The sequence below is a fragment of the Streptomyces sp. NPDC016562 genome (genome assembly GCF_043076955.1).
Lineage (GTDB): Bacteria > Actinomycetota > Actinomycetes > Streptomycetales > Streptomycetaceae > Streptomyces.
The window spans coordinates 224602-240569 of record NZ_JBIBRZ010000001.1 but is presented as its reverse complement, the minus strand read 5'-3'; the positions used below and the strand labels follow the sequence as shown (position 1 = coordinate 240569).

Genomic DNA, 15968 nt, shown 5'->3' with positions numbered 1-15968 from the left:
CCCCGCCCGGTTCCCCCGTACTCTGGACGGTGCTATGACTGAGAACCTCCCGCGCACCGCCCGCCCCCTTCGCGTCCTGGCCGCCATGTCCGGCGGCGTGGACTCCGCCGTCGCCGCCGCACGCGCGGTCGAAGCCGGGCACGACGTGACCGGCGTGCACCTCGCCCTGTCCGCGAACCCGCAGTCCTTCCGGACCGGCGCCCGCGGCTGCTGCACGATCGAGGACTCCCGCGACGCCCGCCGCGCCGCCGACGTCATCGGCATCCCGTTCTACGTCTGGGACCTCGCCGAGCGCTTCCGCGAGGACGTCGTCGAGGACTTCATCTCCGAGTACGAGGCCGGGCGCACCCCGAACCCCTGCCTGCGCTGCAACGAGAAGATCAAGTTCGCCGCGCTGCTCGACAAGGCGCTCGCCCTCGGCTTCGACGCCGTCTGCACCGGTCACTACGCCACCGTCGTCGAGAACGAGGACGGCTCCCGCGAGCTGCACCGCGCCTCCGACATGGCCAAGGACCAGTCGTACGTCCTCGGCGTCCTCGACGAGAAGCAGCTCGCCCACGCCCTCTTCCCGCTCGGTGACACCCTCACCACCAAGGACGAGATCCGCGCGGAGGCCGAGGAGCGGGGCCTGGCCGTCGCGAAGAAGCCGGACAGCCACGACATCTGCTTCATCGCCGACGGCGACACCCAGGGCTTCCTCGCCAACCGCCTGGGCAAGGCCGAGGGCGACATCGTCGACGAGACCGGCGAGAAGGTCGGTACCCACGAGGGCGCCTTCGGCTTCACCATCGGCCAGCGCAAGGGCCTGCGCATCGGCCACCCCGCCGCCGACGGCAAGCCGCGCTACGTCCTGGACATCTCCCCGGTGAACAACACCGTCACGGTGGGACCGGTCGAGGCCCTCGACGTCACCGCCCTGACCGCGATCCGCCCCCGCTGGTGCGGCTCCACGCCCGCCGCCCCGGGCACCTACACCGCGCAGCTGCGCGCCCACGGCGGCGAGACCGAGGTGTTCGCCGAGGTCGTGGACGGCGAGCTGCGCGTCTCCTTCACGGAGCCGGTCCGCGGCGTGGCCCCCGGCCAGGCGATCGTGCTCTACGACGGCACGCGCGTGGTCGGCTCGGCCACCATCGCGACGACCCAGCGGGCGGCCGCCACCGTCTGAGGCGGCCGGCCCGGCTCCGGTCTCAGACCACCGTCAGGACGATCTTGCCGGTGGTGCGGCCCCGCTCGCCGATCTCGTGGGCCTTCGCGGCCTGCGCCAGCGGCAGCACCGTGTCGACCAGCGGCCTCAGCAGGCCCTGCTCGACGAGGGCCGCGATCTCCTGGAGGCCCGCCAGGTCCGGCTCCACCAGGACCCAGGCCGCGTGCACGCCCTGCGGGTCGGCCGGGATGCCGTCCGGGCCGGGCAGGGTGATCAAATGGCCGCCCGGCTTGAGCACCTTCAGGGAGCGCTGCCCGTAGTCCCCGCCGATGGCGTCGATCACCACGTCGACGTCCTTGACGGCGTCCTCGAAGTCGGTGGTGCGGTAGTCGATCACCTCGTCGGCCCCCAGACCGCGCAGCAGGTCGTGCTTGCCCGCACTCGCGGTGCCGATCACGTACGCGCCGCGGGCCTTGGCGATCTGCACGGCCAGGTGTCCGACCCCGCCGGCCGCCGCGTGCACCAGCACGCGCTGCCCGGCCGAGACCCCCGCCGTGTCCACCAGCGCCTGCCAGGCGGTGAGCGCCGCCAGCGGCAGCGCCGCGGCCTGTACGTGGTCCAGGGAGGCGGGCTTGCGGGCGAAGTGCCGGGCGGGAGCCGTCACGTACTCGGCGTAGGCGCCGGCCTGCTGCGGGAAGCGGGGCATCCCGTACACCTCGTCGCCCACCCGGTGCAGGGTGACGCCGGGGCCGACCGCCTCGACCGTGCCGGACACGTCCCAGCCGACCGCCGGGACCGGGCCCCAGGGGATGAGGGCGCCGGAGGCCCGGGTCTTCCAGTCGACCGGGTTCACCCCGGCCGCGTGGACCCGTACCAGGATCTCGCCCATGGCCGGCTCGGGCCGCTCCAGCTCGGTCTCGGTCAGTACCTCGGGTCCGCCCCACTGGCTGACGACGACGGCGCGCATGTGTTTCTCCTCAGGTGTGTCCGGTGGTATCCGGTGGTGCTGCGGAACCAGCTTCGGGGGCGGAGCCGAGCCGTGGTGTTGGCCGGACGGCCACCATGTGTCAGGATCTGGCCATGCACCGGATCGCCGTACTCGCCCTCGAAGGCGTCCCCCCGTTCGAGCTCGGGATCCCCTCGCGGGTCTTCGGCAACGCCTTCGACGAGGCGGGGAAGCCGCTCTACGAACTGACCGTCTGCACCGCCGACGGGCAGCCCGTGACCAGCGACGCGGGCTTCACCGTCGGCGTCTCGGCGGGCCCCGAGGCCCTCGCCGCGGCCGACACCGTGATCATCACGCCCACGCACGCCATGGACGACCTCGCCCAGGGGGCACCCCTGCCGTCGGCGCTGGCCGACGCCCTCGCCGCGATCCGCCCCGGCACCCGGCTGGTTTCCCTGTGCACCGGCTCCTACGTCCTGGCCGCCGCCGGACTGCTCGACGGCCGGCCCGCCACCACGCACTGGGTGCACGCGCCCGAGTTCCAGCGGGGCTTCCCGCGCGTACGGCTCGACGAGGAGGTCCTCTTCGTCGACGACGGCGACATCCTCACCTCCGCGGGCGTGGCCGCCGGCGTCGACCTGTGCCTCTACATGATCCGCCGCGACCACGGCTCCGCCGTCGCCAACCGCGCCGCGCGGCTGTGCGTCGTACCGCCCTGGCGCGACGGCGGACAGGCCCAGTACATCGACCGGCCCGTCCCCGAACCGACCGTCGCCACGACCACCGCGACCCGCGCCTGGGCCCTGGAGCGGCTCGGCGAGCCCCTCACCCTCGCGGAGCTCGCCTCCCACGCCCGGATGAGCCTGCGCACCTTCACCCGGCGGTTCCGCGACGAGGTCGGCATGACCCCGGTGCAGTGGCTCACCGCCCAGCGCCTGGAGATCGCCCGCCACCTGCTGGAGTCCAGCGACCTGCCGGTCGACCTGGTCGCCCACCGCTCCGGCTTCGGCTCGGCGGGCTCGCTGCGCCAGCACATGCGCGCCGCCCTCGGCATCTCCCCGATCGCCTACCGGCGCACCTTCCAGCCCGCGCCCGCTCGCGTCCCCATGACCTCGGAGGTAATCGTCACCGCGGTCACGTCCTGACAGGATCGGGTCAACGGCCCGAACCGACGGGCCGGTTGACTGGGGAGAGCACCATGACCGCCTACGCCATCGCCCACATCCGCCCCGAGACCGTCAACGCGGACGTCCTGCGCTACATCGAGGAGATCCAGCCGACCATGGACCCCTTCGGCGGCCGCTTCCTCGTCCACGGCGCGGAGGTCGAGGTCATGGAGGGCCCCTTCCCCGGCACGGTCGTCATGATCGGCTTCCCGGACATCGAGAAGGCCCGCGCCTGGTACGCCTCGCCCGCCTACCAGGAGATCCTGCCCCTGCGTACCGACCACATCGCGGGCGAGGTCGTCCTGGTCGAGGGCGTCCCGGCCGACTACGACGCCACCAAGACGGCCGCCCGCCTGCGCGAGGCCGCCGGTCTGTGACGGCCTCCCAGGGGGCAACGCCGAGGCGGCCCACCACGCGGCCGCCGCAGGGCGGCGGGGTGCGAGCATGGGGCCTATGGCTACTCACCTGATCACCGGTGCCGGGTCCGGCATCGGCGCCGCCGTCGCGGCCCGGCTGCACGCCCGCGGCGACGACCTCGTCCTGCTCGCCCGCGACGCCGGACGCGGCAAGCAGCTCGTCGAGCGGTACCCCGGAGCGCGCGCCCTCGTCGGCGACCTCGCCGACCCCGACCGCCTCTCGTGGGCCTTCTCCAAGCAGCCCGTTCCGGAGCGGATCGACTCGCTCCTGCACATCGCGGGGATCGTGGACCTCGGACCGGTCGGCGACCTGCGGCCCAAGACCTGGCACCAGCAGCTCAACGTGAACCTGATCGCCCCCGCCGAGGTCACCCGGCTGCTGCTGCCCACCCTGCGCGCCTCGCACGCCGACATCGTCTTCGTGAACTCCGGCGCCGGGCTCCACGCCCACGCCGAGTGGAGCGCGTACGCCGCCTCCAAGCACGGCCTCAAGGCGCTCGCCGACTCCCTGCGCGAGGAGGAGAGGCCGCACGGCATCCGCGTGACCTCCGTCTACCCCGGCCGCACCGCCAGCCCCATGCAGGCCAAGGTGCACTCGCAGGAGGGCAAGGAGTACGACCCCTCCCACTGGATCGACCCCGAGTCGGTGGCGACGACCATCGTCATGGCCATCGACCTGCCGCGCGACGCCGAGGTCAACGACCTCAGCGTGAGGCCGGGCCGATGAGCGCCGGCGCCACCGGCGTCGGCTCGCTGCCCGGCGGCGACGCCCGCGAGGCCGCGAAGACCGTCACCGGTTCCTTCGAGGACTTCCCCTACCTCGCCGAGCTGCCCGCCCGGGGGCCCGGCGCCGACATGATCGGCCGTTCCCTGGGCCTGCTCGTCGACATGTACGCGCACGTCGAGCCCAGCGGCTGGCGGATCAGCGACCGCCCCGGCCGCGACAGCAAGCGCGCCCGGTCCTGGCTCGGGGAGGACCTCGACGCCCTGGAGGAGTTCACCCAGGGGTACACCGGCAGGCTCAAGGTCCAGGCCGTCGGCCCGTGGACGCTGGCCGCCTCCCTGGAGATGCACGGCGGCGAGGCCATGCTCCAGGACCCGGGCGCCTGCCGCGACCTGGCCGGATCGCTCGCCGAGGGGCTGCGCGAGCACCTCGCGGACGTGCGCAGGCGCGTCCCCGGCGCCGAGATCGTCCTCCAGTACGACGAGCCGTCCCTGACCGCCGTCCTGCTCGGGCGGGTGCGCTCCGCCAGCGGCTACCGGACCTACCGGGCCGTCGACCGGCAGGTCGTCGAGGGCACGCTGCGGGACCTGTTCGGCGTGCACGACGGCGAGGTGATCGTGCACTCCTGCGCGCCCGAGGTCCCCTTCGGCTTGCTGCGGCGCGCGGGCGCCACGGGCGTGTCGTTCGATTTCTCCTTGCTCACCGAGCGCGAGGACGACGCCATCGGCGAGGCCGTCGAAGGCGGCACGAAACTCTTCGCCGGAGTGGTGGCGGGCACCGACGGCCCGTTGTCGGACCCTGCCGGTAGCGTCATGGGTGTCAGGAAGCTTTGGCGCAGGCTGGGGCTGGCCCCGGGGACTCTGGCGGAGTCCGTCGTGGTCACCCCCTCGTGCGGTCTGGCGGGCGCTTCACCCGCCTACGCCCGAGCGGTGCAGGCCCATTGCGTCAGGGCGGCGAGGTCGCTCGCCGACAACCCTGAGTGACGGTCGAGACGGGGCACGGGAGGACACGGCATGGCAGCCGAACAGCAGGACACGGCGGTACCGACGGCGGTGCGTGAGCAGCACCAGCTGCTTGCCGAGCAGGTCGAGGAGCACCGCTTCCGGTACTACGTGAACGACCAGCCGGTCGTCAGCGACGCCGAGTTCGACAGGCTGCTGCGCTCGCTGGAGGCGCTGGAGGAGGAGTATCCGCAGCTGCGCACGCCCGACTCGCCCACCCAGAAGGTGGCCGGGGCGTACGAGACGGACTTCGCCTCCGTCCAGCACCGCGAGCGGATGCTCTCCCTCGACAACGCCTTCGACGACGAGGAACTGGCCGCGTGGGCCGAGCGGGTGGCCCGCGACGTGAACACCTCGGACTACCACTACCTGTGCGAGCTGAAGGTGGACGGCCTCGCCGTCAACCTCACCTACGAGAACGGCCGCCTCACCCGCGCCGCCACCCGCGGCGACGGCCGCACCGGCGAGGACATCACGCCCAACGTCCGCACGATCGCCGACATCCCGGACCGGCTCAAGGGCGACCGCATCCCGCCCCTGGTCGAGGTCCGCGGCGAGGTCTACTTCCCGATGGAGAAGTTCGAGGAGCTCAACGCCCGGCTCGTCGAGGCCGAGGGCAAGCCCTTCGCCAACCCGCGCAACGCCGCCGCCGGTTCCCTGCGCCAGAAGGACCCCAAGGTCACCGCGAGCCGCCCGCTGCACATGGTCGTGCACGGCATCGGGGCCCGCGAGGGGTTCGAGATCGAGCGCCAGTCGCAGGCGTACGAGCTGCTGCGCGAGTGGGGTCTGCCCACAGCCCAGCACAACAAGGTGCTCTCCTCGCTCGCCGAGGTCCGCGAGTTCATCGCGTACTTCGGCGAGAACCGGCATTCGGTCGAGCACGAGATCGACGGCGTGGTCGTCAAGCTCGACGAAATCGCCCTCCAGGGCCGGCTCGGCTCCACGGCGCGCGCCCCGCGCTGGGCGATCGCCTGGAAGTACGCCCCCGAAGAGGTCAACACCAAGCTCGTCGACATCAAGGTCGGGGTCGGCCGCACCGGGCGCGTGACCCCGTACGCGCAGGTGGAGCCGGTGACGGTGGCCGGTTCGGAGGTCGAGTTCGCGACCCTTCACAACCAGGAGGTCGTCAAGGCCAAGGGCGTGCTCATCGGGGACACCGTGGTGCTGCGCAAGGCGGGCGACGTCATCCCCGAGATCCTCGGGCCGGTCGTGGACCTGCGGGACGGCACCGAGCGCCCCTTCGAGATGCCGACGCACTGCCCCGAGTGCGGTGCGGAGCTGAAGCCGATGAAGGAGGGGGACATCGACGTCCGGTGTCCCAACGCCCGGGCCTGCCCCGCCCAGCTGCGCGAGCGGCTCTTCTACCTGGGCGGCCGGCAGAGCCTGGACATCGAGAACTTCGGCATGGTGGCGGCGGCCGCGCTGACCGCCCCGCTGGAACCGGCCCAGCCGCCGGTGCGGGACGAGGGCGACCTCTTCGGCCTGACCATCGAGCAGCTGCTGCCCATCAAGGCGTACGTCCTGGACCAGGACAGCGGGCTGCCCAAGCGCGACCCGAAGACGGGCGAGGAGAAGATCGTCACCGTCTTCGCCAACCAGAAGGGCGAGCCGAAGAAGAACGCCCTGGCGATGCTGAAGAACATCGAGGCGGCCAAGAGCCGCCCGCTCGCCCGCATCATCAACGGCCTGTCGATCCGTCACGTCGGACCCGTCGCGGCGCAGGCTCTCGCCCACGAGTTCCGGTCGATCGACGCGATCCGCAACGCCACCCTGGAGGAGCTGACGGCCACCGAGGGCGTCGGGGCCATCATCGCCGCCTCCCTCAAGGAGTGGTTCGCCGAGCCGTGGCACGAGGAGATCCTGCGCAAGTGGCGGGAGGCCGGAGTGCGGATGGAGGAGGAGGGCTCCGCCGAACAGGAGGGGCCGCGGCCGCTGGAGGGGCTGACCGTGGTCGTCACCGGTACTTTGCAGAGCCACACCCGGGACGGCGCGAAGGAGGCCCTGCAGAGCCGCGGGGCCAAGGTCACCGGATCGGTGTCGAAGAAGACCTCGTTCGTCGTGGTCGGCGACAACCCGGGCTCGAAGTACGACAAGGCCGTGCAGCTGAAGCTGCCCGTGCTCGACGACGCCGGTTTCGCCGTGCTGCTGGAACAGGGCCCGGACGCGGCGCGCGAGGCCGCGCTTCCTGTGGACGGCGCGCCCGAAGGGGAGTAGGACGGACAGGGCGTTCGCCCCGGGGGAGTAGCGAAGGCGAACGGATGCGTGGGGTGCGGCCGTACGGGCGGGCGCACGCCAGGCGCGCGAGCCGGTGTAAACGGCCGGTACAAGGCTGTTGGCAGGGCGATGACCTGTCGGATCATCGGACGGGTGACACAGGGGGGCCCGGTCCAAACTCGCCCGTTCGGCGGATACCGTACTGATGAGGATGGCTGGGTCGCATTCGGGCAACCCCTGCCGACCGCTGCCCCTGGGAGCCTCCCGCGGCCTACTGTTGAGGGGTGCGCCTGTCGTGCACGGCCGCAGGATGCGACTTCGGCCGTGGTGGCACGACATCGGGGCCATCGCGTGACATCGGCATCGCCGGCTGTGAGAGGTACGGGCATGAAACCCACCGAAAGCGCCGACCCGTCACCTGAGTTCGGCGGGGAGGTCCCGTCCATGCGGGCGGGCAGGCTCGGTCTCCTGGGGGCCAGGACACCGGACACCCGACCGCTCGACACCGGCGCGGGCGGCCAGGAGCGGCGCGGCGTGCTGCCCTTCCTCGTCGTCGGGCTCGCGGTCGTGGTCCTCGGCAGCGGCATCGTCTCCGCCCTGAACGACCGTCAGGCGCTGTTCCCCGGCGGGACGGTCGGCTGGGCGCTCGCCCTGCTCACCGGAATCATCGTCGGCCACCTGGTCGCGCTGGGCCGCGACCGCTGGTGGGGCGGCACCGGTTCGGGCGCCGCGCTCACCCTCGGCGTCCTCCTCCTCTACGGGTGGGTGCCCGCGGGACTGGTCTCGCTCGCCGTCGTCTCCCTGGTCGGGGCCGCACGCCGGCACCGCTGGCGGCAGGGGCTGCTGCACGGCTCCGTGGACCTCCTCGGCATCGGCGCGGGGGCCCTGGTCCTCACCGCCTTCGGCGTGAGCCCCTCGGTCGAGACCCCCTGGCTGCCCACCACCTGGGACGTGGAGGCGGCCCCCGAGGTCGTCCTCGTCGCCGTCGCCTACCTGCTCTCCACCCGCGTCCTGCTCCGCCTCGCCCTGGCCCCGCGCGGCGGCGGCCTGCGCACCGTGGCCCGCACCGCCCTGCTGCGCCAGGCGTTAGTCGCCGTCGCACTGCTGGGCATCGCCCCCCTGATCTGCGTCGTCGCCGCCACGCAGCCGGTCCTGCTGCCCCTGTTCGCCGTACCGCTGATCGCGCTGGACTCCACCCTGTGGATCGCCCGGGCGCGCGCCGAGGAACAGCTGCGGGACCCGCTGACCGGACTGCCGAACCGGCAGTGGCTGCTGGAGCGGGCCTGGAGCGCCCTCGACGAGGCTGAACGTTTGGGCACCCGGGCCGCTCTCGTCCTGATCGACCTGGACCGCTTCCGGGCGGTCAACGACACCCTGGGCCACCTGGCGGGCGACCGGCTGCTCCTCCAGATCGCCGACCGGCTGCGCCAGGCCCTGCCCGAGGACGCCGAGGCCGCCCGGCTCGGCGGTGACGAGTTCGCCGTCCTGCTGCCCGTCGCCGACTCCACCACCAGCGCCCAGCGGATCGCCCGGCACCTGGTCGCGGAGCTCAGCTCACCCCTCGACCTGGACGGCCTCACGCTCGTCCTGGAGGCCAGCGCCGGCCTCGCCGTCTTCCCCGACCACGCGCTGGACGCGGAGGGCCTGCTGCGGCGCGCGGACGTGGCCATGTACCAGGCCAAGCGCGACCGTACGGGCGTGGAGGTGTACGAGTCCAAGCGCGACAGCAACACGCCCGACCGCCTCGGCCTCCTCGGCGACCTCCGCAGGGCCCTGGACGCCGGCGAAGTGGAACTCCACTACCAGCCGAAGGTCCGCTTCGACGGCCAGGTCGCCGGCCTGGAGGCCCTCGTGCGGTGGGTGCATCCGGAGCGCGGCCGGGTCCCCCCGGACGAGTTCATCGCGATCGCCGAGACCTCCGGGCTGATGCCGCACCTGACGGAGTACGTCCTGGAGACGGCCCTCGCCCAGGTGGCGCGCTGGCGGGCGCAGGGCCTGAAGGTGCCGGTGGCCGTCAACGTCTCCCCGCGCGACGTGCACACCCCGGGCTTCGCCGGGGCGGTGGCCGCGCGCCTGGCCCGCCACGGCGTCCCGGCGAGCGGGCTCCAGCTCGAAATAACGGAACACGTCCTGCTCGAAGACCCCCAGCGGGCCGCGGACACCATGGCCGGGCTCACGGGCCACGGCGTGAAGATGTCGCTCGACGACTTCGGCACCGGCTACTCCTCCCTGGTCCACCTGCGCCGGCTGCCGGTCAGCGAGCTGAAGATCGACCGGTCGTTCGTGGGCCGCCTCGCCGTCGACGCGCAGGACGCGGAGATCGTCCGCTGCACTGTGGACCTGGCGCACTCGCTGGGCCTGCTGGTCGTGGCCGAGGGCGTCGAGGACGACGAGACCTGGGAGCGGCTGCGGGACCTGGGCTGCGACGCGGTACAGGGGTGGCTGGTCGCCGCCGCGATGCCGCCGCAGGAGGCCACGGCGTGGCTGCTCGCCCGCGGGGAGCGGGGCTGGCGGCGCCCCGCGGACATCACGGCGGAGCTGGCGGCGGCCGAGGCCGACGCCGGCTGATCCTCCCGGTGCGGGGCCGCCGCGCCGCCGCCGGGGCCGCGGCTGCGGGCCCCGGGCGGCGGCCCCGCACCCCCAGCCGTACGGCACCAGCGCAAACCGTTTCGTGGGTCGGGCGCCGGGCCCCATAGGATTGGGTCCGAAACGAAACATCCGCCCACCCCCAGAGGATCGCTGCATGCCTGGCATTACGCGCGAGGAGGTCGTCCACCTCGCTCGGCTGGCGCGCCTTGAGCTGTCCAGCAACGAGCTGGATCACTTCGCCGGACAGCTCGGCGACATCATCGGCGCGGTCGCCCGCGTCTCCGAGGTCGCCGACCAAGACGTCCCGCCGACCTCCCACCCGCTGCCGCTGACCAACGTCATGCGAGCGGACGAGGTCCGTCCGTCGCTCACCCCCGAGCAGGCGCTCTCCGGTGCTCCCGCCCAGGAGCAGCAGCGTTTCAAGGTGCCGCAGATCCTGGGGGAGGACTAACCACCATGGCCACCGAAAAGACCGAACACATCATCAGGCTCACGGCCGCCGAGACCGCCGAGAAGATCGCCTCCGGCGAGCTCACGGCCGTCGAGGTCACCGAGGCCCACCTGGCCCGCATCGACGCCACCGACGAGAAGGTCCACGCCTTCCTCCACGTCGACCGCGAGGGCGCCCTCGCCCAGGCGGCGGCCGTCGACGCGAAGCGCGAGCGCGGCGAGAAGCTCGGCCCGCTGGCCGGCGTCCCGCTCGCCCTCAAGGACATCTTCACCACCGTCGGGGTCCCGACCACCGTCGGTTCGAAGATCCTCGAAGGCTGGATCCCGCCCTACGACGCCACCCTGACGCGCAAGCTCAAGGAAGCCGACGTCGTCATCCTCGGCAAGACCAACATGGACGAGTTCGCCATGGGGTCCTCGACGGAGAACAGCGCCTACGGGCCCACCGGCAACCCCTGGGACCTCACCCGGATCCCGGGCGGCTCCGGCGGCGGCAGCGCGGCGGCCCTCGCGGCCTTCCAAGCGCCCCTCGCCATCGGCACCGACACCGGCGGTTCCATCCGCCAGCCCGCCGCCGTCACCGGCACCGTCGGCGTGAAGCCCACGTACGGCGGCGTCTCCCGCTACGGCATGGTGGCCTTCTCCTCCTCCCTCGACCAGGGCGGCCCCTGCGCCCGCACGGTCCTGGACGCGGCCCTGCTGCACGAGGTCATCGCCGGGCACGACCCGCTCGACTCGACCTCCATCGACGCCCCGGTCCCGCCGGTCGTCGAGGCGGCCCGCAACGGCTCGGTCGCCGGCATGCGCGTCGGCGTGGTCAAGCAGTTCGCCGGCGAGGGCTACCAGGCCGGCGTCGTCCAGCGCTTCAACGAGTCGGTGGAGCTCCTGCGCGAGCTCGGCGCCGAGATCGTCGAGCTGGACTGCCCCTCCTTCGACCTCGCCATGGCCGCGTACTACCTGATCGCGCCGTCCGAGTGCTCCTCGAACCTGGCCCGCTTCGACGCCATGCGCTACGGCCTGCGCGTCGGCGACGACGGCACCCGGTCCGCCGAGGACGTCACCGCGCTCACCCGCGAAGCCGGCTTCGGCGACGAGGTCAAGCGCCGCATCATCCTGGGAACGTACGCGCTCAGCTCCGGCTACTACGACGCGTACTACGGCTCCGCCCAGAAGGTCCGCACGCTCATCACCAAGGACTTCGAGAAGTCCTTCGAGCAGGTCGACGTGATCGTCTCCCCGACGACCCCGACCACCGCCTTCCCGATCGGTGAGCGCACCGACGACCCGCTGGCGATGTACCTCGCGGACCTGTGCACCATCCCGACCAACCTGGCCGGCAACGCCGCCATGTCGCTGCCCTGCGGCCTGGCGCCGGAGGACGGCCTCCCGGTCGGGCTGCAGATCATCGCCCCGGCGATGAAGGACGACCGGCTGTACAAGGTCGGCGCGGCCGTCGAGGCCGCCTTCGTCGCTCGCTGGGGTCACCCGCTGCTTGAGGAGGCACCGTCGCTGTGAGCACCAGTGCACTGTCCAAGGCCAAGGGCTTCAAGAAGTCCAAGACCGGCACCTACCTGTCGATCGGCACCACCGCCTTCGGCGCCATCAGCGTCATCAAGCAGGTCAAGAAGGCCCGCAGCGAGAACGACGTGCTGAAGCTGGTCGACGCCGCCGTGTCCGCCGCCGCCATCGTCACCGGCCTCGCGATCCTGTACCGCGAGCTGAAGCGTCTGGGCGACGACGACGTCCTGCTGGGCTGAGAGGGAAAAGTTTCACCGTGAGCACCTACACCGAACTGATGTCGTACGAGGACGCTCTCGCCTCGTACGACCCCGTCATGGGCCTTGAGGTCCATGTCGAGCTCGGCACCAAGACCAAGATGTTCTGCGGCTGTTCCACCGAGCTGGGCGCCGAGCCCAACTCGCAGACCTGCCCCACCTGCCTCGGTCTGCCCGGCTCCCTGCCCGTCGTCAACGCGATCGGCGTCGAGTCCGCCATCAAGATCGGTCTCGCGCTGAACTGCGAGATCGCCGAGTGGTGCCGCTTCGCCCGGAAGAACTACTTCTATCCGGACATGCCGAAGAACTTCCAGACCTCCCAGTACGACGAGCCGATCGCCTTCAACGGCTTCCTCGACGTGCAGCTGGAGGACGGCGAGATCTTCCGCGTGGAGATCGAGCGCGCCCACATGGAGGAGGACACCGGCAAGTCGCTGCACGTCGGCGGCGCCACCGGCCGTATCCACGGTGCGTCCCACTCCCTGCTGGACTACAACCGCGCCGGCATCCCGCTCATCGAGATCGTCACCAAGCCGATCGAGGGCGCGGGCGAGCGCGCCCCCGAGGTCGCCAAGGCGTACGTCGCCGAGCTGCGCGAGGTCATCAAGGCGCTCGGCGTCTCCGAGGCCCGCATGGACAAGGGCCAGATGCGCTGCGACGTGAACCTGTCGCTGCGCCCCGGCCCCGAGGCGCCCTTCGGCACCCGCAGCGAGACGAAGAACGTCAACTCGCTGCGTTCCGTCGAGCGCGCGGCCCGCTTCGAGATCCAGCGCCACGCGGCCGTGCTGAGCGGCGGCGGCTCGATCGTGCAGGAGACCCGGCACTTCCACGAGGAGGACGGCTCCACCACGGCCGGCCGCATCAAGGACAACGCCGAGGACTACCGGTACTTCCCGGAGCCCGACCTGGTCCCCGTGGCCCCGGCCCGCGAGTGGGTCGAGGAGCTGCGCGCCGGTCTGCCCGAGATGCCGCGCGTGCGCCGCAACCGGCTCCGCGAGGAGTGGGGCGTCACCGAGCACGACATGCAGTCGATCCTCAACGCGGGCGCGGTGGACTCCATCGTCGCCACGATCGAGGCGGGTGCCGACTCGGCCGCCGCGCGCAAGTGGTGGATGGGCCAGCTGGCCCGCAGCGCCAACGAGCAGGGCGTCTCCGTCGACGAGCTGCCGATCACCCCGGCCGACGTCGCCCGGGTGGCGGCCCTGGTCGCGGACGGTTCGCTCAACGACAAGCTGGCCCGCCAGGTCATCGACGGCGTCCTCGCCGGCGAGGGCACCCCGGACGAGGTCGTCGAGAAGCGCGGCCTGAAGGTCGTCTCGGACGAGGGCGCGCTCGGCGCGGCCGTGGACGAGGCCATCGCGGGCAACGCCGCCATCGCGGACAAGATCCGCGGCGGCAAGGTCGCGGCGGTCGGCGCCCTGGTCGGCGCGGTCATGAAGACCACGCGCGGCCAGGCCGACGCGGCGCGCGTCAAGGAGCTCATCCTGGAGCGCCTGGGCGTCTCCGAGTAGAGCCCGTACGCGAAGGGCGGCCCCGCACCGGCATCCGGTGCGGGGCCGCCCTTCGTCGTACCGGGCCCGCCCCGGCGGCAGGGCTCAGCGCGTCAGCTGCGGGGCGGCGATGACCACCTTGCCCATGTCGCACTGCGCGTCCACCTTGATGCGCAGGCGCAGGGCCCCGTTCACGTCCACCCTCTTGGTGATCGGCTTGCCGAGCGCGACGAGCTCGGAGAACGCGGCGGGCTGGCCGTCGAGCGAGACGCTCACCCGGCCCTTCTCATGGGCGGAGCCGTCCTCGATCCCGGCGGTGAAGTCCAGGTACTTCCACTCGCGGTTGAGGTCGAACTCCGCGATCGCGTCGCCGTTGCAGCCCAGCTCGGCGAGGAACGCCGCGCCGTACTGCTTGGTGTTGATCTTCGCGGCTCCGACGGTGAACTCGCCCAGTCCGTCGACCGGGTTCATGACCGTAAGATCGGCGGCCTTGATCGCGAAGCCCGAGGGCGAGGCGGACGCCGTCGCGCCGGGCCCGGTGGTCGGGTCCTCGCCGCTCCCGCCGCTCTCGCTCTGCGACGGGGAGGGGGCCGGGGAGTCCGCTCCCGTCGGGTCGGCCGTGGAAGCGGAGTCGGCGGACTGCTTGTGGTCCGCCGCCCGGCCGGTCCCCTCGTCCCGGTCGCCGAGCAGCCGTACGCCGAGCACCGCGAGCCCGGCGACGACCACGACGGCGGCGATGGCGCCCAGGACCAGCCCGGTCCGCCGTTTCCCGGGGCGGGGCCGCTCGGGGGCCGGTGCCGAGGCGGGTGCGGGTGCGGGTGCCGGTGCCAGGCTGTACGCCGGCCCGTACCCGGTGGGCACCGTCGCGGGCAGGGCCTCCTGTACGGGCTCGGGCACGGGCTCCGGCAGGGTCTGCGGCAGGGGCTCCGGGACGGGCTCCGGCAGGGTCTGCGGTACGGGGTGGGGCGCGGGAGCCGGGGCGTGCGCAGGCGTCGGTGGCGCCGGGGCGTACGCGGGCGGCGGCGGCAGCGGCGGAGCCGTCGCGGGCTGCGCCGGGACCGCGTCCCGCACGGACCGCTGCGAGGTGGAGGAGGCGGTCGTGGACACCACCGCGTGCCGGACGTCCTTCATCCATCCGGCCAGGCTCACCGGCCGCTCGGCGGGATCGCCCGCGTAGATGGAGGTGATCCGGGCCCGCTGCCCGGCGTCCAGGACGGCGAACTGCGGGAGCGCGGCCATCGCCCGGGCCAGCTGGTCCGGCGCGTTGGGCGGGGACTCGCCGCTGAGCATGAAGTACGCGATCGCACCGAAGGCGTAGCGGTCCGTGCCCGGGGTGCGCTTGCCGTCGAAGACCTCGGGGGCCGCGTAGCCGGGGGTGAACCAGACCTCCGCCGTCTGGTGGTCGGCGGTCAGTTTGCTGAGGCCGAAGTCCACCAGCGTGGCCTGGCCGTGCGCGTCGACCATCACGTTGCCCGGCGAGAGGTCGCCGTGGATGACCTGGCGCCCCGACGGGGTGGCCTTGCCCGAGTGCAGCCAGTCCAGGACCTCGGCCAGCTGCTCCAGCGTGCGCATCACCTCGCGCCGCTCGGCGGCGGTGGCCAGCGTGCGCTCGGCGCGCCAGTCGCGCAGGTCGAGCCCGTCGACGTGGTTCATGACGAGCACGAGCGCCCGCCCCGTCAGGGTCGAGGACTCGCCGGGCCGGTGGATCGGCGGCCCCTCAAAGTGCTCCCGTACGCCCACGACGCCGGGCCGGTGGACGAACCGCAGCAGTTCGGCCTGCTCGTTCCACTTGTGGCTGATCCGGTCGAAGACGTCGGGCGTGATCGTCGTCTTGGAGTCGAGGACCTTGACGACGACGGGCTCGGATCCGCCGGCGAGCTCGATCTCCGCCAGATAGAGCACGGCCTCCCCGCCGCGCCCGATCGACCGGAGCAGGCGATAGCGGTCGGCTGCCGAATCCGGTCCGATGTGCAGGTTCTGGCTGGTCAATTTCCCCCCAGCGCCAGTGATGTGAGTGGGGATCAGCTTCCAGCCGTCAGGGCCGCGCGGTCAA

Annotated in this window: 13 protein-coding genes; 11 read left to right on the top strand and 2 right to left on the bottom strand. The window is 72.5% G+C overall.

The genetic code is table 11. The features are described from left to right. Positions 1-34: 34 nt before the first annotated feature. On the top strand, positions 35-1165 hold the full coding sequence (gene mnmA / locus ACF059_RS01080) for a tRNA 2-thiouridine(34) synthase MnmA (RefSeq protein ID WP_392049826.1): 1131 nt from the start codon (positions 35-37) through the stop codon (positions 1163-1165). A 22-nt stretch (positions 1166-1187) separates the two neighbouring features. Here the strand turns inward: mnmA and ACF059_RS01075 are convergent, their stop codons facing one another. Continuing rightward, positions 1188-2111: an NADP-dependent oxidoreductase gene (locus tag ACF059_RS01075; RefSeq protein ID WP_392049823.1), complete on the bottom strand. Its 924-nt coding sequence runs from the start codon at positions 2109-2111 to the stop codon at positions 1188-1190. A 113-nt stretch (positions 2112-2224) separates the two neighbouring features. Between ACF059_RS01075 and ACF059_RS01070 the strand changes: the two genes are divergently transcribed. From ACF059_RS01070 to gatB, 10 genes are all read left to right on the top strand, one after another. After that, entirely contained in the window at positions 2225-3235 is a 1011-nt protein-coding gene (locus ACF059_RS01070) for a GlxA family transcriptional regulator (protein WP_392049820.1), read from the top strand. Positions 3236-3288: 53 nt separating this feature from the next. Beyond that, positions 3289-3633: a DUF1330 domain-containing protein gene (locus ACF059_RS01065; RefSeq protein ID WP_392049818.1), complete on the top strand. Its 345-nt coding sequence runs from the start codon at positions 3289-3291 to the stop codon at positions 3631-3633. A gap of 76 nt (positions 3634-3709) precedes the next feature. Then, positions 3710-4399 (top strand): SDR family oxidoreductase, encoded by a 690-nt coding sequence (locus ACF059_RS01060; RefSeq protein ID WP_360903891.1) that lies wholly within the window; start codon positions 3710-3712, stop codon positions 4397-4399. Next, complete coding sequence (locus ACF059_RS01055) at positions 4396-5379, top strand: methionine synthase (protein WP_366864962.1); 984 nt, start codon at positions 4396-4398, stop codon at positions 5377-5379. The genes ACF059_RS01060 and ACF059_RS01055 overlap by 4 nt, the downstream gene beginning before the upstream one ends. Positions 5380-5409: 30 nt before the next feature. Next, entirely contained in the window at positions 5410-7611 is a 2202-nt protein-coding gene (ligA, locus tag ACF059_RS01050) for an NAD-dependent DNA ligase LigA (protein WP_392049815.1), read from the top strand. Positions 7612-7998: 387 nt separating this feature from the next. Beyond that, the gene (locus tag ACF059_RS01045) at positions 7999-10179 is read left to right on the top strand and encodes a putative bifunctional diguanylate cyclase/phosphodiesterase (RefSeq protein WP_392049812.1); all 2181 of its coding nucleotides are present in this window, start codon (positions 7999-8001) and stop codon (positions 10177-10179) included. Positions 10180-10354: 175 nt separating this feature from the next. Beyond that, entirely contained in the window at positions 10355-10651 is a 297-nt protein-coding gene (gene gatC, locus ACF059_RS01040; protein WP_030010586.1) for an Asp-tRNA(Asn)/Glu-tRNA(Gln) amidotransferase subunit GatC, read from the top strand. A gap of 5 nt (positions 10652-10656) precedes the next feature. Then, entirely contained in the window at positions 10657-12165 is a 1509-nt protein-coding gene (gene gatA, locus ACF059_RS01035; protein WP_392049809.1) for an Asp-tRNA(Asn)/Glu-tRNA(Gln) amidotransferase subunit GatA, read from the top strand. Further along, positions 12162-12407 (top strand): hypothetical protein, encoded by a 246-nt coding sequence (locus ACF059_RS01030; RefSeq protein ID WP_030769206.1) that lies wholly within the window; start codon positions 12162-12164, stop codon positions 12405-12407. Before gatA ends, ACF059_RS01030 begins: the two co-directional genes overlap by 4 nt. A 38-nt stretch (positions 12408-12445) precedes the next feature. Further along, positions 12446-13936 (top strand): Asp-tRNA(Asn)/Glu-tRNA(Gln) amidotransferase subunit GatB, encoded by a 1491-nt coding sequence (gatB, locus tag ACF059_RS01025; protein ID WP_366865112.1) that lies wholly within the window; start codon positions 12446-12448, stop codon positions 13934-13936. Between the two features lie 84 nt (positions 13937-14020). Here gatB and ACF059_RS01020 read toward each other — a convergent pair whose 3' ends face one another. After that, positions 14021-15904, bottom strand: a complete 1884-nt coding sequence (locus ACF059_RS01020; protein WP_392049806.1) for a protein kinase — start codon at positions 15902-15904, stop codon at positions 14021-14023. Between the last annotated feature and the right edge of the window lie 64 nt (positions 15905-15968).